This window comes from Pseudomonas sp. IB20 (assembly GCF_009707325.1).
Lineage (GTDB): Bacteria > Pseudomonadota > Gammaproteobacteria > Pseudomonadales > Pseudomonadaceae > Aquipseudomonas.
This window is the reverse complement of record NZ_CP046103.1, coordinates 5,156,746-5,179,428: the sequence shown is the minus strand read 5'-3', so window position 1 is coordinate 5,179,428 and position 22,683 is coordinate 5,156,746. Positions and strand designations below refer to the sequence as shown.

Here is a 22,683-nt window from a genome sequence, read left to right as displayed (position 1 = left end):
AGCAATCGGAGCCCCCATGTCCTGGAACAATCGCGTGGTCTGGTCGGAAGGCATGTTCATCGGAACGCAGCACTTCCAGCAGCATGACCGTTACCTGGAAAACCTGATCGACGCCCGCAGCCGCCCGTTGTCCGCCGGCGCCTGGGGTTTCTCCGAGTTGCTGATCGACCAAGGCCTGCTGGCCCAGGGCAAGCTGGCGATTGTGTCGGCGCGCGGCCTGTTGCCGGATGGCACGCCGTTCAATATTCCCCAGGACGACCTGGCGCCGAGCCCGCTGAATATCGATGACAACCTGCGCGATGGCCTGGTTTACCTGGCCTTGCCGCTCAAGCGTGCGGGCGCGCGTGACACGGTGGACGACGGCGAAGACCTCGGCGGCGCCCGCTATGTCAGCCAGGTACGCGAAGTGCGCGACGACAATGCCCCGTTCGAAAACCGTGCGCCGGTGGCCGTCGGTTCCCGCGCGTTGCGCCTGCTGACTGCGCAAGATGGCATCAGCGACTACGCCGCCATCGGCTTGGTACGCATCAAGGAAAAACGCGCCGACCGCGCGCTGGTGCTGGATGACACCTACATCCCGCCGGTACTCGACGTGGCCGCGAGCAAACCGTTGACCGCGTTTCGCAGTGAACTGCTGGGCCTGCTGCATCAACGTGGCGAAGCCTTGGCCGGCCGCGTGGTCGCCTCGGGCGCGGGTGGTGCGTCGGAGATTGCCGACTTCATGCTGCTGCAACTGGTCAACCGCGCTCAGCCGCTGCTCCAGCATTTCAGCCAGTTGAGCCCGCTGCACCCGGAGCGGTTTTTCAGCGAACTGGTGAGCCTGGCCGGTGAGTTTTCCACCTTCTCGACGTCAGGCCGACGCCCCCAGGAATACCCGCAATACCAGCACGACGACCTGGCCCTGAGCTTCACCCCGGTGATGGCCGCCTTGCGTGAGGCGTTGTCGATGCTGATCGACAGCAAGGCCACGCCGATTCCGATTGTGGAGAAAGCCTACGGCGTGCACGTGGCCATGCTCGCGGACAAAACCCTGCTCGACAGCGCCAGTTTCATCCTGGTGGTGCGTGCCGATGTGCCCGGCGAAACCCTGCGTGCGCGCTTCGGCCAGCAGAGCAAGGTCGGCTCGGTGGAACACATCCGCGACTTGGTCAACCTGCAACTGCCGGGTATCGGCCTGCTGCCGCTGCCGGTGGCGCCACGCCAGATTTCGTATCACGCAGGCTCCACCTATTACGAATTGGACCGCGGCAGCGAGCACTGGCAACAGCTGAACAACTCCGGCGGCTTTGCCTTCCACATCGCCGGGCAGTTCCCGGGCTTGAACCTGGCCTTCTGGGCGATCCGAGGATAATCCGCGATGCATCCCAATGATGATGACCGCACCCAGTTCATGCCGCGCCCGGGTGGCCGTGCGCCAGAACCTGCGCGTGCAGAACCTGCGCCTCTGTCGATGCCGGCTGCGCCGATCCTCACCGGCAAAAGCCAGGGCCTCAACCCGCTGGAAAGCGCCGCCGGCCCGTTGCTGGCGCTGTTGACGCGCCTGCGTAACACCATCGCCCACCCGGCACCGGCCAGCCTGCGTGCGCAGTTGCTGGCCTACCTGCGCCAGTTCGAAGAGCGCGCCGAAGCCGCCGGTGTGGCGCGCAACGAAGTACTGCTGGCGCGTTACGCGCTGTGCACCGCGCTCGATGAAGCGGTGCTCAGTACGCCGTGGGGCAGCACCAGCGACTGGGGCAAGCAGAGCCTGTTGATCACCGTGCACAACGAGGCCTGGGGCGGCGAAAAAGTCTTCCAGTTGCTCGATCACTGCCTGCAAAGCCCGCGCGAGCGCCTCTACCTACTGGAGCTGTTGTACCTGTGCATGTGCCTGGGTTTCGAGGGCCGTTACCGCGTGATGAACGACGGTCGCAGCCAGCTGGAAGCTTTGCGTGAGCGCACCGCCGCCGCCATTCGCAGCGCCCGTGGCGAACACGAGCGCGAACTGTCGCCGCACTGGCGCGGCGTGACCGTGGCGCGTGACCGCCTGGCGCAATTCATGCCGCCGTGGATCGCCGTGGCCATCGGCCTGGCGCTGTTGTTGGCGCTGCTGTTCGGCTTGCGCATGAAACTGGCGTCGGATGCCGAGCCGGTGTTCAAGAACATTCATGCCCTGGGCGAGATCCCGGTGCAGGCCATCGACCGTCCGGTGGCGCAGCCGAAAGTCATCGAACGGCCGCGCCTGGCTGGTTTTCTGGTGGAAGACATCAAGGCTGGCCGCGTGGCGGTGGAAGATAAAGTCGACCGTTCCGTCGTGACGATCAGGGGCGACGAGCTATTTGCGTCCGCCAGTTCCAGCATTGTTGATGACTACCAGCCGCTGATGCTGCGCATCGCCGACGCCATCCGCAAGGTCAAGGGCCAGGTGCGCGTCACTGGGCACAGCGATAACCGCCCGATTGCTACGCTGCGTTTCCCGTCCAACTGGGCGTTGTCCGAAGCTCGCGCCAAGTCGGTGTTGGAGATCCTGGCGGCCAAGACCGGCCAGGCGGACCGCTTCAGCGCCGAAGGCAGAAGCGACACCGAGCCTGTGGCCACCAACGCCACCGCAGAAGGCCGTGCCCGCAATCGTCGGGTTGAAATCACCGTATTGGCGGAGGGCGTCGAGTGAAGGCGTTTTTCAGTTTCATGATTCGCTGGGTGATCCCCGTACTGGGCCTGATCGCCCTGAGCCTGATCATCTGGTTTGTGGGGCCGTTGCTCGACGTGTTGGTGCCGGAAGGGCGGCGCTGGGCGCTGATCATTTTGGTGTTCGCGGTGTGGATCGCTTACCGCGTATTCCGCATCATCCAGGCCCGCCGACAGGCTGCCGAAGTGATGCGCAGCCTGGCCGCGCAAACCCCAGTCGACCCTAACAACGCCGCGACTGCCGAAGAGTTATCGACCCTGCGCCAGCGCATGGACGAAGCCCTGGCGCTGCTGAAAAAGGCCAAGCTCGGCGGTGATGAACGCCGCAACCTCTACGAGTTGCCGTGGTACGTGATCATCGGCCCACCGGGTTCGGGCAAGACCACGGCGCTGGTCAATTCCGGCCTGCATTTCCCGCTGGCCGCACAGTTGGGCGCCGGTGCGGTGCGCGGCGTCGGCGGCACGCGCAACTGCGACTGGTGGTTTACCGATCAAGCCGTGTTGCTCGATACCGCCGGGCGCTACACCACCCAGGACAGCAACTCGACGGTGGATAAAGCCGCGTGGCTGGGCTTCCTCGACCTGCTGAAAAAGCAGCGCTCGCGCCGGCCCATCGATGGTGCTTTTATCGCCATCAGCCTGTCGGACCTGTTGCTGGGCAGTGATGCCGAACGTGCCGCCCATGCTGCGGCGATCCGCTTGCGTATCCAGGAGCTGTACACCCAGTTGGGCGTGCGTTTCCCGATCTACTTGATGCTGACCAAACTCGACCTGGTGCCGGGTTTCATGGAGTTCTTCGACAACCTGAGCAAGGAAGACCGTGCCCAGGTGTGGGGCATGACCTTTGCCCTGGATGACGGCAAAAACAGCGACAGCCCGTTGGCGGCGCTGCAAAGCGAATTTGCCGGGCTGGAACAGCGCCTCAACGAACGCTTGGTGGAGCGCCTGCAACAGGAGCGCGACCCCGCGCGGCGCGACCTGATCTACGGCTTCCCGCAGCAATTCGGTGCCTTGAAGGATTGCCTGCAGAGCTTCCTCGAAGGCGTATTCAAACCCAATGCCTTTGAAGAGCGCGTGCTGCTGCGCGGCGTGTACTTCACCAGTGGCACCCAGGAAGGCAGCCCGATTGATCGCTTGATCGGCGCCATGGCCCAGAGCATGAACCTGGACCGCCAGCACCTGGCGCGCCAGAGCGGCACCGGGCGCAGTTACTTTATCGAAAAGCTGTTCACTGCCGTAGCGTTTGCCGAACGTGGGCTGGTGGGGGTGAACCCGAAGGTCGAGCGTCGGCGCAAATGGATCGCACGGGGTGTGTTGGCGGCCACCATCGCTTTGGTGGTGGTGGTCAGTGGCCTGTGGTGGGTGAGTTACCGCGCCAACCAAGCCTATATCGCCCAAGTCGACCAGAAGGTCGCGCCACTGGGCCAGACGGTGCAGAACCTCAGCCCGGCGCAGCGTGAGGTTCTCGCTGTGCTGCCGTTGCTCAATGCGGTGAAGAACCTCGCCGGTGAGTCGCCAAGCTGGTCCGAAGGGCTGGGCTTGTATCAAGGCGACATGCTCGAAGCCGAGTCCGCCAGCGTCTACCGCAAGCTGTTGATCGCCGTCTTCGCGCCACGCTTGGTGACGCGCATCGAAGAGCAACTGCACGGTGGCGGCAGTTCCGACTTCCTGTACGAGGGCCTTAAGGCTTACCTGATGCTTGCCGACGCTGAGCATTACGATCCGGACTTCATCAAGGCCTGGATCGCCCTGGACTGGGACCGCAACCTGCCGCGCGACCTGCCGGCCGATCAGCGCCAGGCGTTGAGCGGGCACTTGCAGGCGCTGTTCGAGCGTCACCCGCCAAACGCGCGGCTTGACCCGCGGCTGATCGATGACTTGCGTCGGCAACTGCAACAACTGCCGGTGGCCCAGCGCGTGTATGACCGAGTTAAACGTCAGAAGCTGCCCGAAGGCATCCCGGACTTCCGTCTCAACGAAGCCGCCGGCCGCGATGCTGCGCTGGTGTTCAGCCGCAAAAGTGGCAAGCCGTTGGGTGAGCCGCTGAGTGGGTTCTTCACCGCCAAGGGCTATCGCCAGGCGTTCCTGCTGAGCAGCCTGAACCAGACCGGCACCCTCGCCGAAGAGCAATGGGTGCTCGGGCGTGAGCAGGCCGACCAGCAGAACGTGGTCAGCCTCGCCGCCGACGTGCGCCGCCTGTACTTCCAGGACTACCAGCGCCAATGGGACGCCTTGCTCGCGGACATCGACTTCGTGCCGATCACCAGCGTGGCCCAGGCCGCCGATGTGCTGCGGGTGATTTCCGGCCCGACCTCGCCGCTGAAAAAGCTGCTGGTGGCCGTTGCCAAGGAAACCGACCTGCAAGCCGAAGAGCGCCAATTGGCCGCCAAAGGCGTGCCGGTGGAAGGCGGCGTCGACAAGCTCAAGGAGCGCCTCGGCAGCCTGCTTGGCCAGGAGCAACCGACGGCCAATGCGCCGCAGGCAGCGGATGATCCGGTGACCGCGCACTTTGCCGAACTCAACAGCATCGTCAGCAAGAATGAAGGCGAGCCGGCCGCTATCGACGGCCTGTTGGCAGACATGAACGCGCTGTATGTGCAGGTCAGCGCCATGGTCGGCGCCAGTGGCGATGCCTTGCTTGGCGAGGCGAAGAACCAGGCGGCGGCAGCGGCCACGCGGGTCAGCCTGAATGCCGAACGCCAGCCGCCGCTGGTGCAGGGCATGGTCAAGTCGGTGGTCAACTCCACCACCAACAGCATGATGGGCGGCGTACGTAATCAACTGAACGCGGCCTGGGTCAGCGAAGTGGTCAACGTGTACCGCCAGTCGCTGGCCGGGCGTTACCCGATGTCGCCGGGCAGTGCTCGCGACGCGACGCTGGATGACTTCGGCCAGTTCTTCGGCGTGGGCGGGGTGATGGACAACTACTTCCGCAAATACCTGCAGCCTTACGTGGACACCTCCGCGCAGACCTGGCGCTGGCAGCCGGGTGCGGCGCAGAAGCTCGGGATTGCGCCGGGTGTGCTGCAAACCTTCCAGCGTGCAGCAACTATTCGTGACGCGTTCTTTAGATCGGGGGGCACCCAGCCGATTGTGCGTTTCGAGCTCAAACCGGTGTCGATGGACCCGACCATCACTCAGTTCCTGCTCGACCTCGACGGCCAGCAAATCAGCTACGACCACGGCCCAAGTCGCCCGGTGGCGATGCAATGGCCGAACCCCGGCAGCATCGGTGTGGTGCGCATTTCGATCATGCCGCCATCGGCCAGCGGCCGTTCGGGCGTGACCCTGGACGGCCCGTGGGCCTGGTTCCGCTTGCTGGAGCAATCAGACCTCACCGCCGGCAACTCGCCGGACCGCTTCAACCTGCGCTTGCGGGTGGACGGCGCGAGCATCGCCTACGAGCTGCGCGCCAACAGCGCCTTCAACCCGTTCAGGAGCCGCGTGCTCAGCGGCTTCAGCCTGCCGGAGCGGTTATGACCACGCTGGGTTTCTACGGCAAGTTGGCCAGCCGCGGTGACTTCGTCAGCCGCGCCTTGCCGCAGAGTTTTATCGGCCCGTGGGACAGCTGGCTGGCGGCGGGTTTGCTCGCCAGCCAGAACAGCTTGGGCGGCGACTGGCTCAACGTGTACCTGGTCAGCCCGCTGTGGCGCTTTGTGTTGGCGCCGGGTGTGTGCGGGCCGGATGCGGCGGCGGGCGTGGTGATGCCGAGCATCGACCGGGTCGGGCGGTACTTTCCGTTGGCGGTGGTGGCGTTGCTTGATCACGACACCAACCCTGCGTCGCTGGTCGGCGGGCCGGACACGTGGTTTGAGCAGGCTGAAGAATTGTTGCTCAGCACGCTGGATGCCGGCGCGACTTTCGAAAGCTTCAACGACAGCCTCGACAGCCTGGGAATGCCGGCCAGTGAACCGCGTGCGGTAGACAGCCGCTTTGCCGGCCTGCAACGCGTCGCCGCCACCGTGCCCCACAGCCGCATGACCGCGCTCGCCGAACAGGCCTGCGAGGGCGCGAGCCTGTGGTGGGGTCGTGGCTCGCAGGTGATTTCCCCAGGTTTATTGCGGTGTCAGGGCTTGCCTGCCGCCAGCGATTTTGCGCAGTTTTTGCTCGGACAAGAAGGTGTGGTGTAGATGGGGTCGACGTTCAAATCCGCGAGCAAAAGCCATGTGGGCATGGTCCGCCAGGTCAACGAAGACGCGTGCCTGGACCTGCCGGAGAACCGCCTCTGGGTGGTGGCCGATGGCATGGGCGGGCATGCGGCGGGGGACTACGTCAGCAGCCTGATCGTCGACAGCCTGCGCAATGTGCCGGTGGGGCGTTCCCTCGACGAATACTCGGCGGCCCTGCGTAATGACCTGCTGCGCATCAACGCCGCCGTGCGCGAAGAAACCGCCAACCGCGGCGTGACCATGATGGGCAGCACCGTGGTGGTGCTGGCCGCACGTGGCTTGCGCGGCGTGTGTTTGTGGGCCGGTGACAGTCGCCTGTACCGCCTGCGTGACGGCGTGCTCGAAGGCATCTCCCGCGACCACAGCTACGTGCAAGACCTGCAAGACAGCGGCCTGCTCAGCGAAGCCGATGCCCGCGTGCACCCGCGCGCCAATATCGTCACCCGCGCGATTGGTGTGGAGGCGCAGCTGGAACTGGCCGTGGTCGACCTGCTGATCGCCCCCGGCGACAGCTACCTGCTGTGCAGCGACGGCCTGAACAAGACCGTCGAAGATCACGAAATCCGCGACGTACTCAGCCATGACGCCCCGGATGAAATCGTGCGCAGCCTGGTGCACCTGGGGCTTAACCGGGGCGCGCCGGACAACATCACCGCCATTGTCGTGAAGGTTTCGCCATGAGCATCGTGATTCCGGGTTATGACATCGAAGGCGGGATCGGCGAGGGCGCCATGGCCAGCGTGTACCTGGCGACTCAGCGTTCGCTGGAGCGCAAGGTGGCGTTGAAGGTGATGGCGGCAGCGTTGGCGGCCGACCCGAGTTTTTGCGAGCGTTTCCTGCGCGAGGGCAAGACCCTGGCGCGCTTGTCGCACCCGCACACGGTGACCATCCACGACATTGGCAACGTCGGTGAGCTGTATTACATGGCCATGGAATACCTGCCCAACGGCACGCTGAAAGAGCGCATCGCCGCCGGCCTGACGCCGGAGCAGGGCGTGACGCTGATCCGCCAGATCGCCTCGGCGCTGGGTTATGCGCATGCCCAAGGCTTGGTGCACCGTGACGTCAAACCGGCGAACATTCTGTTTCGCGCTGACGGCACCGCCGTGTTGTCGGACTTCGGCATCGCCAAGTCCCTGGACGACCGCACCCAGTTTACTCAAGCCGGGTTTGCCGTGGGCACGCCGAGCTACATGAGCCCGGAACAGGCGCGGGGCCAGGAGATTGATGGTCGCGCCGACCTCTACGCGCTCGGCGTGGTGCTCTATGAAATCCTCGTCGGCAAGCTGCCTTACACCGGCACCGATGCGCTTTCCACGGCGCTGGCGCACCTGACCGAACCGCTGCCGGAATTGCCGGTGCACCACGGCCGTTATCAAGACGTGCTGCGCAAACTGTTGGCCAAGGACCCGGCGGAGCGTTTCCCGGATGCGGCGGCGTTGCTGCGCGCGCTGGACCAACTGCCGGCGGACTCGCCGGAAGCCACGCTGGTGCGCCCGTTGCCGATTCCGCTGAGCTTCGACTTGGCCGGTATGACGCCCGTGTCGATCGACATTCCGACCGACAAGCCCCAGCCGCAGCCGGTGCGCCAGCCGGTGGTGACGCCGACGCAACACCACGCCGTGTCCGAGCAGCGCCGTGGGCCGGTGCTGGCCCTGGCTGGCGTCGCGGTGGCTGTCGCGCTGGCCATCGGTGGCGCGAGCTACTGGTGGTTGAGCAGCGGCGATACGCCAGCGGCGCCGCCCACCGCTGTGGTACCGAAAACGCCACCGCCTCCTGAAGTAAAAACAGCCTTGGCTGATATGGACGGCGGCCAGCGACCCTTGCTGATGGCGGGTAAAAAGACCCTGTTCCAGCGTGTGCTCAGCAAGCCGGGCGCCAAGCTGTCCCATGACGCCGGTGGTGCAACTGACGAAGGGCTGCCTGCGTTTTCGGTGCTCTACGTGTACCAACGCAAAGACGTCGATGGCAGCCCGTGGCTGCGTGTGGGCGCTGCCACCGATGGGCGCAGCGATGGCTGGTTGCCGGCCGCCCAGGTCAGCGACTGGAAGCAAAGCCTGGTGCTCAAGTTCACCGAGCGCTCGGGCCGGGCGCCGGTGATGTTCCTGCGCCAATCCAGCGAGGTGGAAAAGCTGTTGGCTGATCCTGCTGCCGCCAAGGGCGTATTGGCCAAGGCGCAGAAGAACAGCGAAGACAATCAGCAGGTCCTGGCGCTGGAGCCGACCGCCAGTGCGGTCCCACAAGACCAGTTTTACCTGCTGCCGATCTTCGACTCCAAAGAGAGCTTCGACGAAAACGGCCAGCCGGTGCAGTTGCTCAATGTGGCGTCTATCGACCCTGGCAGCGCTGCCGCCAAACCGGCCGCCCGAGCGATCAACACCCACGCCGACGCCTTCCGCACTGCCGTGGTACTGGTGGTGGACACCACCGTGTCGATGCAGCCTTACATCGACCAAGTTCGCGACGTGGTGCACGAGCTGCAAACCCGCATCGCCGAACGTGGTGAGTTGGACAGCGTCAGCTTCGGCCTGGTGGGTTTTCGCAACAGCATCAAGAAAACCCCGGGCCTGGAATATGTGGCCAAAACCTTGATCACACTGGATCAAGGCCGCGACCCGCAACGCTTCCTCGACATGGCGCGGCAGGTCAAAGCGTCCACTGTGTCCAGCCACTCGTTCAACGAAGACGCGTTTGCCGGGGTGATGCAGGCCGTGGATGGCATGGATTGGTCCGGCTATGGCGGGCGCATTATTCTGCTGGTCACCGACGCCGGTGCGCTGCGCAAGAACGACCCGTTCGCCACCACCCAGATGAACGAGGCCGAAGTGCGCCAGGCGGCGCTGGGCAAGCAGATCAAGATCTACGCCCTGCACCTGCGCACCGACGCTGGCAAGAAAACCCATGCCGGTGCCGAAAGCCAATACCGCGTGCTCACCGCTGACGCCAACCCGCAGATCGGCGACCTCTATACACCGGTGCCGGGTGGCGATGTGCGCAAGCTGGGTGAGCGTGTCGATGAGATCGGCAGCGTGTTCGCCAACCTCGTGCACCAAGTGCGCAGCAACACCCCGCAACCGGTGCCGCTGCTGAGCGCCGCGCCGACCTTGGCCGACAAGTCCGCCGCCGTCGGCTACGCCATGCACATGGACTTCCTCGGCCGCAAAACCGCGAGCCAGGCGCCGCAACTGGTCAGCGCCTGGACCGCCGACCGCGACCTGACCAACCCGGCGCTGCCGGCGTTCCAGGTGTGCGTGATGCTGACCAAATTGCAGCTCAACGATCTGCAGCAGTCGCTGAAACTGATCGTGGATGCAGCGCGCAAAACTCAGACCTCGCCCAAGGGTTTCTTCCAGGAAATCGCCAGCGCCTCGGCCTACATGAGCCGCGACCCACAGGCCCTGCGCAAGGGCGGCAACTTGGCCGACGGCGGCATCCTCGGCGAATACCTGGAAGGCCTGCCGTACCGCAGCAAGTCGCTGAACATGACACAGGATTTGTGGTTGTCGTTGAGCGTGGCCGAGCAGGAAGACTTTATCGACGAGCTGGATTCGAAAATCCGTCTCTACGAAACCTTCCACAATGACGTGGCCAACTGGGTCCGTTTCGGCGATGCCGAGCCGGGCGATGCGTTGTACCGCGTGCCATTGTCGACGCTGCCGTAATGCTGAACCTGCGCGCAGTGCACAAAAGCCGCGGCGTCGGCAGCCAGCGCTACAGCCTGGTGATTCCGGCGCTGGCGCTGCGCGCGGGCGAGCAGTTGGCGATTGTCGGGCCGAGCGGCTGTGGCAAAAGCACCTTGCTCGATGTGCTGGCGCTGGTGTTGGCGCCGGATCAGGTTGGCCAGTTTGAATTTGATCAGACCGATATCGGCGCTCTGTGGCGTGCTGACCAGCAATCTGCCTTGGCCCAGCTGCGCAGCAAGCACCTGGGCTATGTGCTGCAAACCGGTGGGTTGCTGGGGTTTCTCGATGTGCGCAGCAATATTGCCTTGTCCCGGCAACTGCTGGGCCTGAAGGACGACGGCAGCGTCGCGCGTCTGGCCGAGCAGTTGGAGATTAGCGACCAGTTGGCGAAGAAACCGGCCGCGCTGTCGGTGGGCCAACGCCAGCGCGTGAGCTGCGCCCGTGCCCTGGCGCATGCGCCGCAACTGGTGCTGGCGGATGAACCGACCGCGTCGCTTGACCCGCTTAACGCTGAGCGCGTGATGCAGGCGCTGCTGGCTCAGGCCCGCGAACACCACGCGGCCTGCGTGATCGCCACCCATGACGAACCGCTGGCCCGTGCCAGTGGCTTGCAGGTGCGGCGCATCAGTTGTCGTCGTGATACTGACGGCGGCATCACGGCGACCCTTGGGGAGGCGTGCTGATGCGCATCGGCTTGGTGGCGTCTCTGGCCTGGCAGGATTACCGCAACGACGCCTGGCTGTCGGCCTGTTCGGTGTTGGCGCTGGTGGCGGTTATTGCGCCGTTGTTGGTGTTATTCGGGCTGAAATTTGGACTGGTTAGCAGTTTGACCGAACGCTTGGAGACCGACCCCGCCACCCGTGAAATTATTCCGTTGGGTGGTGGTCGATTCAACGCAGCGTTTATCCAGCAGCTTGCCCAGCGTAGCGATGTGGCCTTTGCCGTGCCGCGTACACGGCAGATTGCGGCAACGGCGCAGGTGGGCACGCTGACCCTGGAAATGCTGCCGACGGCACCGGGCGATCCGTTGCTCGGTGGTTTGCCGCTGCCCACGGGGCTGGAGCAGATCGTGCTGAGCCACACCGCCGCGGAAAAACTCGCGGCGCGGCCGGGGGATTGGTTGGAAACCAGCTTTGCGCGGCAAGTGGCCGGGCGCGTCGAAGCCCAGCACACGCGGCTGCAGGTGCTGGCGGTATTGCCATTGGACGCGTTTGCGCGTGACGGTTTGTTTGCCGATTTGGCCCTGTTGGAAGCGGCGGAAGATTACCGCGATGGCCGGGCAGTGCTGGCTTTGGGCTGGGAGGGTGATGCAGCCGGTGTGAGCGAGCAGCGGGTATATCCGGCGTTTCGCTTGTACGCCCGCAACCTCACCGATGTTGAGCCGCTGCGGGTGTTTTTTGCCGGGCAGAACCTGTTGGTGTCGACCCAGGCGCATACCATCGCCCAGGTGCAGTCGTTGAGCCGCAACCTGTCGATCGTATTCTGGATCATTGCCGGGCTGGCCTTGGCCGGTGCGTTTGCGGCGATCTTCGCCGGCGCACTGGCGGCCGTGGCGCGCAAGCATCGGGAATTGTCGGTGTTGCGCCTGTTGGGGTTTTCCACCGCCGGGCTATTGCTGTTTGTGGTACTGCAGGCGCTGTACAGCGCAGGCTTAGCCGCCGTGCTCAGTGCTGGGCTGTATGGCGTGGCCGAGGCAGGTTTGAATAAATTATTTGTGCAGGTGCCGGGCGAATACGCCAGTCACCTGCTGGCGCGTCACTACGGACTGGCCCTGGTTGCAATCCTCGGCGTCAGCGCCGTGGCGGCGGCCTGTGGTGGTTGGCGGGTGGCGCGTATCCAGGCTTCTGAAGGAATCAGAGATGTATAAGTTATTGGGCGCCTGTGTGGCGCTGAGCTTGGCCTCGCTGGCGTGGGCTGATGAGGCGAGTGACAAACTCGACAACCCCAAACCGTTGCCCGACGACGTGAGCCTGCCGCTGCCGTGTGAAGGCAATATGGTGTTCCGCTACGCCTACGTGCTGGCCCAGGGCACCTTGGATGACCGCGAGATCAGCCTCGGTTATCCCTTTGCCGAAGGTGAGGCGGGTTATCAGCAGTCGTTTATTTCCGGCTACCGCCGCGACTTTATCAACGGCCAATTCACCCTCAAGGACTTGCCCAAAGACTGGAACAAAGTCATCGCGCCGTTGATGCCTAAGACCGACGCCAAAACCCCGCTCAAACCGATGCTGTACTTCATTGGTAAGTACGAAGTGACCGCACGCCAATACGCCCAGGTGATGTCTCAGGCGCAGTCGTTGGCCAGCGGTGAGCCGGCACCTGCCTGCGATGCGCCTACCGGTATGGCCGCGCGGTTGCCCAAAGTGAAACTGTCGCGCTTTGAGGCTGAGCGTTTCTCGGCGGTGTACAGCGCCTGGCTGATGAAATATCACCGTGAGCTGCTGCCGGTCAGTGGTCGTGGTTCTTCGGCTGAAGACGGTGGCCTGGGTTTTGTGCGCTTGCCCACCGAAGTGGAATGGGAGTTTGCCGCACGCGGTGGCCAGGCGGTTAGCCGTCAGGACTTGGAAGGCCGGCTGTTTCCACGCCGTGTCGAAGGCAGCGAAAGCGACGGCCCGCTGGGTGATTACGCGGTGTTCAACCAAGTCGCCGGCGGCACCGGCCAGGCTGCACGCTTGATGCCCATCGGCACCAAACTGCCCAACCCGATTGGTCTGTTCGATGTGATCGGCAATGCGGCGGAAATGGTCCAGGAATCCTTCCAGCTGGTGCACGCCGGGCGCCGCCAGGGCACCTACGGCGGCTTTGTGGTCAAGGGCGGCAACTACCTCGAAGGCGAGGGCACGCTGTTTACTGGCATGCGCCGCGAGTACCCATTGTTTGCCGCCGACGGAACCGAGCAAAGCAACGAGACCACCGGGTTTCGCGTGGCGATTGGCGCACTGTCGGCGCCGCGCTCGCGCTACAAGGAGCTGTTCGCCCAGTGGCAGAAAGAAGGGCGCCTGGCCGCGCTGACGGATGCCATCGACGACGCTCAGGACCCGACCAAACGCCTGGACAGCATCATTGCTGCCAGTGTCGACCCCAAGCTGCAAGCCGAGCTTGGGCTGGTCAACGAAGAGCTCAAGCGCAACGTCTCGCTGATCGCCCAGCAACGCGAAGAGGCGGCGGGCAACTTGATTCAGTCGGCGGCGTTGGTGGCCGAGACCATCAGCAACTACAACATTCGCCTGGCCAACTTGCAGAAGAGTCGCCAGCAGGCGCTGGACAACAAGGACGCGGCCAGCGCGCAGCTGTTTGATATGGCCATCACCAATGGCCGCAGCGCCCTCGACGGCGCGGTGGCGATCTACATCGACAACTTGGCCACCGGCACGCGCTACACCGATGCGGTGATCCAGGCGCAGTTTCAACGAATCAAGGAAGAGTTGGATCGCAAGCCAGTGCTCGGTAAGAGCCTGGTGACGCGCGCGACACTGTTCGTTCGCCATGTCGGCAACTACCGCAAACAACAGCGGGCCGACCCGGCAACGATCTTGAAGGAATTGCTCGCAGCGAGCGGTCAGCGGTCTTGATCGCTGGTTGTATGGCGAGCTTGGAAGGGACTCAGGCGGCGGTGGGCCGTGCTGGGCAAGTCAAACTTAAAAGAGAACACACCTATGCTTTTTTCCCGTAAGGCGGTTTCCAAGCGTCACCTGCTGCTGATCGCGGCCGGTTTCAGCACCGTGTTAACTGGCTGCGCCACGTCGCCGTCCTCCAAGGTCGCGTCGAGCACCAAGGTCGAGTACTACCCGAACTGCTACGAGCCGGTGCAGCACCTGCGCGCGACGGATTCGGACATGACCAAATCGGTCGTCACCGGCGCGGCCCTCGGCGCGGCCGGCGGTGCACTGCTGGGCGCGCTGACTGGCGACTCCGAAAAGCGCGGCCGTAACGCTGCCATCGGTGCCGCGGGCGGCGCCTTGGCTGGAGGTGCGGCGGGTTACTACACCGAGCGTCAGAAGCAGATCAGCGATGACAACCAGCGCATTGCGTCGTACTCCGCGGACTTCAACAAGAGCGCTTCCGACATCGACCGCAGCACCGCGTACGCCAAGGCGTCCCAGCAGTGCTACCAGAGCGCGTTCACCAAGCTGGTTGCCGACCGCAAAGCCAAAGCCGTCAACGACACTGAAGGCCGCAAGCGCCTGGCGGAAATCGTAGCGGGCTTGAAGGAATCCAATGACCTGATCGTTGCGGTCAACGGCAAAGCCAGCGAAGACCTGAACAACTACACCCAGGCTTACGAGAAAGACCTGCAACAAGTGGGTGTGCAGCGCAACGACGTGGTGACGGTAGCGACCGCCGACACGACGCCGCCGGTGGTGCCGGCCAAAGGCAAAAAACCCGTAAAACCAGCGAAGAAGGCATCGCTGCCAACCGTGCCGAAAGAAGCGGTGACTACCGAGAAGAGCATTCGGACGGTCCAGGCCAAGCAAGCTGAAAGCAAGCAGGTCGCCAGCGCTGGTAAAGCGCAGATCGAAGGCACCTGCCGCGATCCAAACCTGGCCGACTGGGCGCCGGTACCTTGCCCTAACGTTTAAGCAAGATGCTGCTATAAGCGTTAAACGCCAGCCGATCTCCCGCTAAAGCGCGAGATCGGTGGCGTTCTATAGGCAAATTGTTACACTGCTGCGGCCACTTAATAATGATACCGAGGCCGCGTGCATGAAATTTCGTCTTCTGCTGTGGGTGCTTGGCCTGATGATGGGCAAAGCCAGCCGCACCAACCCTGCTTTCCAGCAACAGCTGGGTGACAAAGACCTGGCGTTCCAGTTGCAAACCCTCGACGGCAAAGTTGCCCGTCACTTCATCGTCAAAGACCAGCGCATCACTAGCCGCTCAGGTGTTCACCCGGAGCCTGCGTTTGCTATCGCCTTCAAAGATGCCGCCTACGGCTTCGCCACGATGCAGGCGAAGAACAAGCAATTGGCGTTCATGACGGGGATTCAAGACAAGTCGATCCAGATCAAGGGCAACCCGGCGCTGGTGATCTGGTTCCAGGGGCTGACCAAGTATTTGAAACCGAAGAAAAAGAAGAAGGCCTGAAGGGTTTCTTCAGTTGTACCGAGTTGAATTCATCGCGGGCAAGCCAGCTCCCACCGTTGACTGCATTCCACCGTTGGAACTCGGTCAAAGGTGGGCGCTGGCTGGTCTGCGATAGCGGTGTAACAGGCGACCGATTTACCCTTAGTTGAACTGCGATGCCAATTCGCGCAACAGCACCTCGGCATCCAAGACCTTGGCGACCACTTCCTCAGCCTTCTCACGGCTCAACCCCAGACGCTCCAGCAGTGCATCGGGAATCGCCTCATCCGGCCCCGAGCCAATGCCACGGCTGCGTAGCAAGCGCACCGACAAGCACACCAGGTTCGGATATTCAGCATACTGCCCGTCATAGGTCGGGTCGTGCTGGAAGCGTAGGGCGGTGGACAGTTCGTCCGGCATGTCCCAGTAGCGCATCAGCCAGGCGCCGATCTGCTCGCGGCTGATGCCCAGCAAGTGTTGCTCGACATAGCTGTGGCACAGGTGCGGGTTGACCTCCAGGTGACGGCAGATCAGCGAGAAGTGCGGCGGGAATACGTGGGCCAGCAGCAGGTAACCGAAGTTGTGCAGCAAGCCGGCCAGGTACGTCAGGCCGGCTTCCGGGCGCTGGGCGCGCGGCATGGCGCGGGTCAGGCCTTCGATCACGGCGGCGGTGTAGATCGACTGGTGCCAATACGGCGTTGCTTGGTGCGGATGGTCTTTGGGCAGGCTCAGGGTTTTACCCAAGGCCAGGCCCAGCGCCAGGTTGATCACCAGATCAAAGCCCAGCACGCGCACGATGGCGTCTTCCACTGAGCGAATCTTGCCCGGTGAGGCGTAGTACGGCGACGCAGCCCAGCTCACCACTTGGGCGGCCAGGGCCGGGTCGGTTTCCACCACTCCGGTGATGTCATCGATGGTGGCGTTGGGATCGACGCGCAGCTTAATGATCTTCTGCGCTGTGTCGGCCAGCGGGGGAATCTCGATGGTGGCTTCCAGGCGCTGCTGGATGCGGCGGGCAGTGAATGCCTGCATCGCTTGGGTGATTTCCTCGCGGTCATCATTGGGGCGGTCGAGGTTGGGGCGGATGTTGCTCAACGGCTCGCCGAACTGCGCGGCGCTGGCCTTGGTGAGCATGGTCTTGAAGTCGCCGCTGGCGATTTCCAGCAGCAACCCGGCTTCGCCCGAATGCACCAGCAGGCTCGGCTCGCTGAGCAGGCTGCCTTCGTACAGGCAAGGCGAGCTGGTCAGCGCCGGCAGGCCCGGCAGCAGGTTCAGGTCATGCTTGGCCAGCATGCGCTCGACGCGGTCCGGCGACACGGCCGTGAGGCGGCGACCGGTGAGTTCGGCGAGACGGTTGAGGTCGAGCAACTGGCTCTGCGGGAACAGCACCATGAGTGCGCCAACGGCATCTTCCAACAGCACTGCCTGGATCTTTCGAGCGGGATTCAGGCCGGCGTGTTCCGTCACTTCCGTGTAGGGGATGGCGAGCTTTGCGAGCAGAGCCCGAATGACCGGCGGGGTGGTCAGTGGGGCTGTGGCGAGGGCTACTTCTGACATGGCCTGATCCAATTTCGTACAGTCACCGAAGTATAACCAGCTTGTTACATGTGTTGGTCGGATAAGTGAGGCAGGCGTCACACTTGGCCGTATTGCTGCCCATGCCGTAGCCAACGATCGAGCAACGGGCTGACGTGATCCGGCCAGCGCTCAAGCAGCGCCTGCGCCGCATCACGCACGGCGGGCAGCAGGTCGGCGTCACGCATCAGGTCGGCGACCTTGAATTGCAGCAGGCCGGTCTGGCGGGTGCCGAGCATTTCGCCAGGGCCGCGCAGTTCGAGGTCTTTTTCGGCGATGATAAAACCGTCGTTGGTTTCGCGCATGATGCCCAGTCGCTGACGACCGATCTGCGACAGCGGCGGATGGTAGAGCAGTACGCAATGGCTGGCGGTGCTGCCCCGGCCGACGCGGCCGCGCAATTGGTGCAGTTGCGCGAGGCCCAGACGCTCGGGGTTTTCGATGATCATCAGGCTCGCGTTGGGCACGTCCACACCCACTTCGATCACTGTGGTGGCGACCAGCAGTTGCAGGTTACCGGCTTTGAATTCGGCCATCACTGCGGCTTTTTCCGCCGGCTTCATGCGGCCGTGGATCAGCCCGACCTTGAGTTCGCCCAAGGCACTGGTGAGGTCTTCAAACGTAGTTTCGGCGGCTTGGCAGGTTAGCTCTTCGGACTCTTCAATCAGCGTGCACACCCAGTACGCCTGACGGCCTTCGGCGCAGGCACCGCGCACGCGCTCGATCACTTCCACGCGGCGGGTGTCGGTGACCAGCACGGTGTTGACCGGCGTACGGCCGGGCGGCAGCTCATCGAGGATCGAGGTGTCGAGGTCGGCGTAGGCGCTCATGGCCAGGGTGCGAGGGATCGGCGTGGCGGTCATGATCAACTGGTGGGGGTTCATGCGCCCACCCACACCTTTCTGGCGCAAGGCCAGGCGCTGTTGCACACCGAAGCGGTGCTGTTCGTCGATGATCACCAGCGCGAGGTTCTTGAACTGCACTTCGTCTTGGAACAGCGCGTGGGTGCCCACCACCATCGGTGCGCCATTGGCGATCTGTTCCAGCGCTGCTGCACGGACCTTGCCCTTGAGCTTGCCGGCCAGCCACGCCACTTCCAGGCCCAGCGGTTCAAGCCAGCGCTTGAAGGTGATGAAGTGCTGCTCGGCGAGAATTTCGGTAGGCGCCATCAGCGCCACTTGGTAACCGGCTTCCAGCGCCTGCAAGGCGGCGAGGGCGGCGACCACGGTTTTGCCGGCGCCCACGTCACCCTGGATCAGGCGCAGCATCGGTTCTTTCTGGCTGAGGTCGTAGGCGATTTCATTGCCGACCCGCTGCTGGGCACCGGTCGGCGCAAAGCCCAGGTTGGCCAGGTATTGCGCTGGCAGGCGCGTGGCCTTGGGCATCGCCGGCGCACGCAGGGAACGCATGCTTTCGCGCAGGCGCTGCTGAGACAGTTGATGAGTCAGCAGTTCTTCGAAGGCCAGGCGATGCTGAGCCCAGTGATGACCCAAGGCCAGTTCGTCGACATCGGCGTCGGCGGGTGGGTTATGCAGGTAGCGGATTGCATCGTCCAGGGGCGCCAGTTGGTAGTCGCGGGCCAGTTCCACTGGCAGCCAGTCGGGCAGGCTTTTCGGGCCGAGCATCGTCAGGGTCTGCATGCACAGCTGGCGCAGGCGCTGCTGGGTCAGGCCTTCGGTCAGTGGGTAAATGGGCGTGAGCGTGGTGTCCACCGGCGGCGGCTCGTCGCCGGTGATGGCGCGGTACTCCGGGTGGTAGATTTCCAGGCCCGACGCGCCAGGTCGCGCTTCACCGTAGCAACGCACGCGGGTGCCACGCTTTAGGCCTTCCTTTTGCGCATTGCTGAAATGGTAAAAGCGCAGGCTCAGGCCACCGGTGCCGTCTTGCAGGCGCACCACCAAACTGCGGCGTTTGCCCATCACCACATCGGCGCCACTGACGGTGCCTTCGACCACCGCGTCCTGCCCAGGGCGCAGATGGCCGATGGGCACTACGCGCGTGCGGTCCTGATAGCGCAGGGGCAGGTGGAACAGCACGTCCTGGAGGTTCTCCAGGCCGACCTTGGCTAGCTTCTCGGCCATGGCTTCACCGACACCCTTGAGTGCGGTCACCGACACCTGCGACAACTCGGTCATACGTTTACTTAGCTCGCAGCGGGCGGCTTGGCCACCGAGCACAGGCGGATCGAGTCACCGAGGATCTCAATGGCTTTCGGGCGTGGAAAGCTGGCGCGCCAGGCAATCGCCACGGTACGGAACGGCACCGGGGGCGTGAGTGGGCGCACTTCGATCACGCCGGGGGCGTAGTGGTGGCTGTCCACTGCCGACAGCGGCAGGATCGAAATACCCAGGCCGGACGCGACCATGTGGCGAATGGTTTCCAGGGAGCTGGATTCCACCGTGGTGTGTTTGGCGCCGTCGTTGCCCTTGGTCAGGGTCGGGCAGGCTTCCAATACCTGGTCACGGAAGCAGTGACCTTCGCCGAGCAGCAGCAGGCTCTTGTCGTTGAGCAGGCCGGCGTCGATGGTGTCTTTTTGCGTCCACGGGTGGGAAGCCGGCATCAACACGTAAAACGGCTCGTCGTAGAGCGGCAGGGTCAGCACGTCTGCCTCGTTGAAGGGCAGGGCGATGATGATTGCGTCCAACTCACCGTTGCGCAGTTTGTCGCGCAGTACGTGGGTGAAGTTTTCTTCGATATACAGCGGCATCTGCGGCGCGACGCGGTGCAGTTGCGGGATCAGGTGCGGGAACAAGTACGGGCCGACGGTGTAGATGGCGCCGACTTTCAACGGTGCGGTCAGCTGGTTCTTGCCGGCCTGGGCCAGCTCGCGAATGCTTTGGGCTTGTTCCAGGACCTTCTGGGCCTGGGCAACGATGCCTTCGCCTACTGGCGTGAGGCGCACGGCGCTCTTGCTGCGCTCGAAAATCAGCACACCGAGTTCGTCTTCAAGCTTTTTCACACCCACCGACAGCGTCGGCTGGCTGACATGGCAACGCTCGGCCGCGTGGCCGAAGTGCTGCTCTTGGGCGAGGGTCACGATGTAGCGTAATTCTGTAAGAGTCATAGCGGGCGTCCATGAGGTTGCGAGCCAAGCATACCGGCTGCAATCGATAGACGCACGTTATCAGAACTTTGGTGGGGATTGAGCGGGGAGTGTGGGAGATTTTGCAGAAGGTGGTGAGGGTTGCCCCTCACCATTCTCATTTTTAGCGGCGGCGCTTCTCGATGTTGTAAACAAAACGGCGGAGCCAAGCATACCGGCTGCAATCGATAGACGCACGTTATCAGAACTTTGGTGGGGATTGAGCGGGGAGTGTGGGAGATTTTGCAGAAGGTGGTGAGGGTTGCCCCTCACCATTCTCATTTTTAGCGGCGGCGCTTCTCGATGTTGTAAACAAACGGCGCGACGATTTCGACGCTGCCGCCTTTCAACATGTCGGCCGGTGGCTTGGGCAATGGCTGGGCACGACGGATCATGTCCAGGGTTGCGCGGTCCAGGTCGGCGTTGCCGGAGCGGCCCACCAGCTCGTAGGACAGCACGTTGCCTTCTGCATCGACCACAAAGCGCAGGCGGTTCAGGCCTTCCTTGCCCCGCTGTTGGGCGCCTGGCGGGTACTTCTTGTACTTCGCCAAGTGCGCCAGCAGGGTGCCTTCCCAGGAAGCTTTGGCCGCGACCTGCGCCGGCGATGGGCCGGGCACGGGTTGGGCGGATTTTTCCGCCGGCGCGTTGGTCGGTGGGGTTTCGCTCGGTGGGTCCTCGGAAGGTTTTTCCTTGGGCGGCTCGGGCTTCTTCTCCACAGGCTTGGGCGGCTGCGGTTTGGGTTTGGGCTTGACCGGCTTGGGCACCTGGATCGTTGGTTTAGGCGCCTCGGCCATTTTCGGCAAAGGCAGCTCTTCCACCGGCGCGGGCGGCTGTGGCGGTGTGACCACCTTTGGCGGCGCTGGCGGCGGCGGTGCCGGCATCGGCGCCAGGTCGATGACCATGGCCGCTGGAGGCAACGTCACCTGATGCGGCGCGGACCATTGAAGCGCGATGATGATCGCGACGGCATGCACGCCCAGCACGACGGCGAGGCTGGTGCCATAACGCGTCAGTTTGTGGCGCGTCGTGATCATTTCTTGGCTGCCGTCTCAAGTCCGACCAGGCCGACCTTGAGGTAGCCGGCTGCCCGCAGGGCATCCATCACGCTCATCAGGTCGCCGTAGTCCACGCCCTTGTCGGCCTGGAAGAAGATCGTCGTGTCTTTCTTGCCTTGGGTCTTGGCGTCGAGCACCGGGCCCAGGGTTTCAGCTTTGACTTCTTCTTCGCCCAGGAACAGGCGTTGGTCCGCCTTGACGCTGAGGAAGATCGGTTTCTCCGGCCGCGGCGCAGGCTTGGCGCTGGACGCGGGCAGGTCGACTTTGATGTCCACGGTCGCTAGGGGCGCCGCCACCATGAAGATGATCAGCAGCACCAGCATCACGTCGATAAACGGCGTGACGTTGATTTCGTGGTTCTCGACGAGGTCGTCGTCGCTTTGATTCAAATGCAGGCCCATGGCCGATTACCCCACTTTCACCATGTGCGGTTGCGAGCTGCGCTCGGTAGGCAGGTGATCGAGGTCGCGGCTGACCAGCAGCAGGACTTCTGCCGACGCGTCCGATACCTGGGCTTTATAGCCGGCAATCGAACGGGCGAAGACGTTGTAGATCACCACCGCAGGAATCGCGGCAACCAGGCCCAGGGCGGTTGCCAGCAGGGCTTCGGCGATGCCTGGGGCAACGACGGCGAGGTTAGTGGTCTGGGTTTTGGCGATGCCGATAAAGCTGTTCATGATGCCCCACACGGTGCCGAACAGGCCGACGAACGGCGCGGTGGAACCGATGGTGGCCAGCACGCCGGTGCCGCTGCTCATGTTACGACCGCAGGCTGCAACCAGGCGCTCCAGGCGGAAGCTGACGCGTTCCTTGATGCCTTCTTTTTCGCGGGTGTTGGCCGACAGGCGCATTTCTTCAAGCGCGTCGTGTACCAGCAGGTTGGCCAGAGTGCCCTTCTTGGTCGCGGTGTCGCTGGCTTCCTTGAGGGTGGTGGCTTTTTTCAGGTGGACGATTTCAGTGCGCAGGCGACGTTTGGCGCCCAGCAGCTCGAAGCCTTTGCCGATCCAGATGGTCCAGGTAATGATCGAGGCGATAGCCAGGCCGATCATCACGGCTTTCACCACCACGTCGGCATTCTGATACATGCCCCATGGCGACAGGTCGTGTGCCATGCCCAGGCTGTTGTCTTCTTCCAACACTACGCCGGATTCGTCAGCGGGTGCAGGATCAGCAGCCTGAGCCGGGTCGGTCGCAACCGGTGTGGCAGCAGGAGCCGCCGGGGTTGCAGCGTTCTGCTCGGCAGCAGCCGGAGCGGCTGGGGCGGTAGCGTCAGCGAATGCGGCGGTCGGTGCCAGCATTACGCTGAACAGCAGCGCAGCAATCGCACGCCAGGCGCGGGATGGGCTGTGAAGCTTGGTTGGCGAAGCGGGTTTTGTATGACGTGTCATGCT

At 63.5% G+C, this 22,683-nt stretch carries 17 protein-coding genes; 11 read left to right on the top strand and 6 right to left on the bottom strand.

Annotation, left to right across the window (positions count from 1 at the left end; translation table 11 throughout):
• Positions 1-16: 16 nt before the first annotated feature.
• From tssK to GJU48_RS24185, 11 genes are all read left to right on the top strand, one after another.
• Positions 17-1,351 (top strand): type VI secretion system baseplate subunit TssK, encoded by a 1,335-nt coding sequence (gene tssK, locus GJU48_RS24235; RefSeq protein ID WP_094948687.1) that lies wholly within the window; start codon positions 17-19, stop codon positions 1,349-1,351.
• A 6-nt stretch (positions 1,352-1,357) separates the two neighbouring features.
• Positions 1,358-2,647: a DotU family type VI secretion system protein gene (locus tag GJU48_RS24230; protein WP_094948688.1), complete on the top strand. Its 1,290-nt coding sequence runs from the start codon at positions 1,358-1,360 to the stop codon at positions 2,645-2,647.
• Complete coding sequence (tssM, locus tag GJU48_RS24225; protein ID WP_094948689.1) at positions 2,644-6,144, top strand: type VI secretion system membrane subunit TssM; 3,501 nt, start codon at positions 2,644-2,646, stop codon at positions 6,142-6,144. Before GJU48_RS24230 ends, tssM begins: the two co-directional genes overlap by 4 nt.
• Entirely contained in the window at positions 6,141-6,794 is a 654-nt protein-coding gene (tagF, locus tag GJU48_RS24220; RefSeq protein ID WP_094948690.1) for a type VI secretion system-associated protein TagF, read from the top strand. Before tssM ends, tagF begins: the two co-directional genes overlap by 4 nt.
• Complete coding sequence (locus GJU48_RS24215) at positions 6,795-7,514, top strand: PP2C family protein-serine/threonine phosphatase (RefSeq protein ID WP_094948691.1); 720 nt, start codon at positions 6,795-6,797, stop codon at positions 7,512-7,514.
• On the top strand, positions 7,511-10,495 hold the full coding sequence (locus GJU48_RS24210) for a serine/threonine-protein kinase (protein WP_094948692.1): 2,985 nt from the start codon (positions 7,511-7,513) through the stop codon (positions 10,493-10,495). The genes GJU48_RS24215 and GJU48_RS24210 overlap by 4 nt, the downstream gene beginning before the upstream one ends.
• Entirely contained in the window at positions 10,495-11,199 is a 705-nt protein-coding gene (locus GJU48_RS24205) for an ABC transporter ATP-binding protein (protein ID WP_094948693.1), read from the top strand. The genes GJU48_RS24210 and GJU48_RS24205 overlap by 1 nt, the downstream gene beginning before the upstream one ends.
• A complete protein-coding gene (locus tag GJU48_RS24200) occupies positions 11,199-12,383 on the top strand; it encodes an ABC transporter permease family protein (RefSeq protein WP_094948694.1) in 1,185 nt (394 codons plus the stop codon). The genes GJU48_RS24205 and GJU48_RS24200 overlap by 1 nt, the downstream gene beginning before the upstream one ends.
• Complete coding sequence (locus tag GJU48_RS24195) at positions 12,376-14,088, top strand: formylglycine-generating enzyme family protein (RefSeq protein WP_094948695.1); 1,713 nt, start codon at positions 12,376-12,378, stop codon at positions 14,086-14,088. Before GJU48_RS24200 ends, GJU48_RS24195 begins: the two co-directional genes overlap by 8 nt.
• Positions 14,089-14,172: 84 nt before the next feature.
• The gene (gene tagQ / locus GJU48_RS24190; RefSeq protein WP_094948696.1) at positions 14,173-15,096 is read left to right on the top strand and encodes a type VI secretion system-associated lipoprotein TagQ; all 924 of its coding nucleotides are present in this window, start codon (positions 14,173-14,175) and stop codon (positions 15,094-15,096) included.
• Positions 15,097-15,220: 124 nt separating this feature from the next.
• Positions 15,221-15,601, top strand: coding sequence for a helicase (locus GJU48_RS24185; protein WP_094948697.1), 381 nt, complete (start codon positions 15,221-15,223; stop codon positions 15,599-15,601).
• A 141-nt stretch (positions 15,602-15,742) separates the two neighbouring features.
• Here GJU48_RS24185 and GJU48_RS24180 read toward each other — a convergent pair whose 3' ends face one another.
• From GJU48_RS24180 to exbB, 6 genes are all read right to left on the bottom strand, one after another.
• The gene (locus GJU48_RS24180) at positions 15,743-17,137 is read right to left on the bottom strand and encodes an aminoacyl-tRNA deacylase and HDOD domain-containing protein (protein ID WP_094948698.1); all 1,395 of its coding nucleotides are present in this window, start codon (positions 17,135-17,137) and stop codon (positions 15,743-15,745) included.
• Between the two features lie 77 nt (positions 17,138-17,214).
• Positions 17,215-19,290 carry an ATP-dependent DNA helicase RecG gene (recG, locus tag GJU48_RS24175; RefSeq protein ID WP_094948832.1) on the bottom strand — a complete coding sequence of 692 codons (2,076 nt, stop codon included), beginning with the start codon at positions 19,288-19,290 and terminating at the stop codon, positions 17,215-17,217.
• 8 nt (positions 19,291-19,298) lie between these two features.
• Positions 19,299-20,219 (bottom strand): hydrogen peroxide-inducible genes activator, encoded by a 921-nt coding sequence (locus tag GJU48_RS24170; RefSeq protein ID WP_094948699.1) that lies wholly within the window; start codon positions 20,217-20,219, stop codon positions 19,299-19,301.
• Between the two features lie 302 nt (positions 20,220-20,521).
• Entirely contained in the window at positions 20,522-21,271 is a 750-nt protein-coding gene (locus tag GJU48_RS24165) for an energy transducer TonB family protein (protein ID WP_094948700.1), read from the bottom strand.
• Positions 21,268-21,693: a TonB system transport protein ExbD gene (gene exbD / locus GJU48_RS24160; protein WP_094948701.1), complete on the bottom strand. Its 426-nt coding sequence runs from the start codon at positions 21,691-21,693 to the stop codon at positions 21,268-21,270. Before exbD ends, GJU48_RS24165 begins: the two co-directional genes overlap by 4 nt.
• 6 nt (positions 21,694-21,699) lie before the next feature.
• On the bottom strand, positions 21,700-22,680 hold the full coding sequence (gene exbB, locus GJU48_RS24155; protein WP_094948702.1) for a tonB-system energizer ExbB: 981 nt from the start codon (positions 22,678-22,680) through the stop codon (positions 21,700-21,702).
• Positions 22,681-22,683 lie beyond the last annotated feature (3 nt).

What these genes read in the sequence shown, in the direction of transcription:
- tssK (WP_094948687.1), top strand. Translation starts at nt 17, where the DNA reads ATGTCCTGGAACAATCGCGTGGTCTGGTCGGAAGGCATGTTCATCGGA.
- GJU48_RS24230 (WP_094948688.1), top strand. Translation starts at nt 1,358, where the DNA reads ATGCATCCCAATGATGATGACCGCACCCAGTTCATGCCGCGCCCGGGT.
- tagF (WP_094948690.1), top strand. Translation starts at nt 6,141, where the DNA reads ATGACCACGCTGGGTTTCTACGGCAAGTTGGCCAGCCGCGGTGACTTC.
- GJU48_RS24215 (WP_094948691.1), top strand. Translation starts at nt 6,795, where the DNA reads ATGGGGTCGACGTTCAAATCCGCGAGCAAAAGCCATGTGGGCATGGTC.
- GJU48_RS24210 (WP_094948692.1), top strand. Translation starts at nt 7,511, where the DNA reads ATGAGCATCGTGATTCCGGGTTATGACATCGAAGGCGGGATCGGCGAG.
- GJU48_RS24205 (WP_094948693.1), top strand. Translation starts at nt 10,495, where the DNA reads ATGCTGAACCTGCGCGCAGTGCACAAAAGCCGCGGCGTCGGCAGCCAG.
- GJU48_RS24200 (WP_094948694.1), top strand. Translation starts at nt 11,199, where the DNA reads ATGCGCATCGGCTTGGTGGCGTCTCTGGCCTGGCAGGATTACCGCAAC.
- GJU48_RS24195 (WP_094948695.1), top strand. Translation starts at nt 12,376, where the DNA reads ATGTATAAGTTATTGGGCGCCTGTGTGGCGCTGAGCTTGGCCTCGCTG.
- tagQ (WP_094948696.1), top strand. Translation starts at nt 14,173, where the DNA reads ATGCTTTTTTCCCGTAAGGCGGTTTCCAAGCGTCACCTGCTGCTGATC.
- GJU48_RS24185 (WP_094948697.1), top strand. Translation starts at nt 15,221, where the DNA reads ATGAAATTTCGTCTTCTGCTGTGGGTGCTTGGCCTGATGATGGGCAAA.
- GJU48_RS24180 (WP_094948698.1), bottom strand. Translation starts at nt 17,137, where the DNA reads ATGTCAGAAGTAGCCCTCGCCACAGCCCCACTGACCACCCCGCCGGTC.
- recG (WP_094948832.1), bottom strand. Translation starts at nt 19,290, where the DNA reads ATGACCGAGTTGTCGCAGGTGTCGGTGACCGCACTCAAGGGTGTCGGT.
- GJU48_RS24170 (WP_094948699.1), bottom strand. Translation starts at nt 20,219, where the DNA reads ATGACTCTTACAGAATTACGCTACATCGTGACCCTCGCCCAAGAGCAG.
- GJU48_RS24165 (WP_094948700.1), bottom strand. Translation starts at nt 21,271, where the DNA reads ATGATCACGACGCGCCACAAACTGACGCGTTATGGCACCAGCCTCGCC.
- exbD (WP_094948701.1), bottom strand. Translation starts at nt 21,693, where the DNA reads ATGGGCCTGCATTTGAATCAAAGCGACGACGACCTCGTCGAGAACCAC.
- exbB (WP_094948702.1), bottom strand. Translation starts at nt 22,680, where the DNA reads ATGACACGTCATACAAAACCCGCTTCGCCAACCAAGCTTCACAGCCCA.